Consider the following 1,329-nt stretch of genomic DNA (forward strand, 5'->3'; position numbering starts at 1 on the left):
TCTATAAGTTAGACTCATTTAAGCACTCGGAATTTTCTGACTCACTTTTGCCCCAAAATGAGCTAGATAGGGATTGAACTCAGGTTAAAACTCAGGAACTTTCCTTACTTTTCCTCATGCCTAGAGTTCAACTTTGTCCCCAAATTCCTAACCCACTAGACCACTAGAAACTGATCTTCAAACACAGCTACGCACGAATGCGTTGTTTAAGTGTTGCTAGGCTATTGAATAGTGGATAACTAAATGGAAGTTCTTCAGTGATAAAGTGCCTTGAATAGGAAGCAATGTGTATCTGCACGGTTTGCACCTGAAAAATCGGATTCGTACTATATTATATGATTATTTTCAGTTGGTTAGGCAAGGTGTTTAGGGGTATGCTGAAAGTATGAATTCGTGCCTGCACGATATTAAAATGTTATGAGTATTTGTGGATTAAGAAAAGGAAGTCATTTTGTATCAGTTATATTATTACCCAAACAACGCGAGTTTAGCTCCGCACTTCTTATTACATTTCATGGAATTAGACTATCAATTGTTGTTAGTTGATAGGAAGTCAAGCTTCCACAAATCAACTGAATATTTAAAATTGAATCCAGCGGGTAGAATTCCTACATTAATTGACGATGGAATGGCAATCTTTGAAAGCTCTGCGATTTGTATTCATCTTTGTGAGCAAAACCCTAAGCATGGTTTGCTCCCTCAGTTGGGGAGCAAAAGTAGACCTCAGTTTTTCCAATGGTTAGCGTACTTGAATAATACACTTCAAGCTGAGTTAATGGTTCGATATTATCCACATCGACATACAAATGATGAAAGTACTATTCCAAATGTGGTTGCAGCGCAAGATGATCGAATTGGTGACTCACTATCCGTAATTAATGATCAACTTGAGGGTAATAAATACCTTTTAGGCGATGAAATTTCAGCCTGTGATTTCTTCTTATTTATGCTTTCTGGGTGGTGTTTACCAATTAAGAAATCGCCATTAAGTTTTGAGCATCTGTCAGCTTATCTAAATCGTTTATCATCACATCCAACAATCATGGCTGTTTGTGAGTTAGAGGGTATCGATCTTAGCCCATTTAAGTAATACTCATAACAAATGATCTGCACCATAAATACTGGACGCTACGTTAAGCGACTTTCTATACCTTTAGTTATCCATAAATTGCTAATTTAGGGGAAGCTGTAGCTCATTTATGTCCAGAGACGTGTTATGCCGCAATACTCTGGGATTGCTATGCTCTGGGACAAACGAGTTAAGAATCAGTCGAGTTTTGATGCTGATTCAAAGGATTCAGCATCAAAGTCTCTTCTAAATGTTCAGGG

1 protein-coding gene is annotated in these 1,329 nt (G+C 37.7%); it reads left to right on the forward strand.

The features are described from left to right. The first annotated feature begins 451 nt into the window (after positions 1–451). Entirely contained in the window at positions 452–1,090 is a 639-nt protein-coding gene (locus AB6C75_RS23505) for a glutathione S-transferase family protein (RefSeq protein ID WP_280603577.1), read from the forward strand. The last annotated feature ends 239 nt before the right edge of the window (positions 1,091–1,329 follow it).

It is taken from the genome of Vibrio sp. 10N.237.312.B06 (assembly GCF_041464685.1).
In the GTDB taxonomy this organism is placed as follows: domain Bacteria; phylum Pseudomonadota; class Gammaproteobacteria; order Enterobacterales; family Vibrionaceae; genus Vibrio; species Vibrio tasmaniensis_A.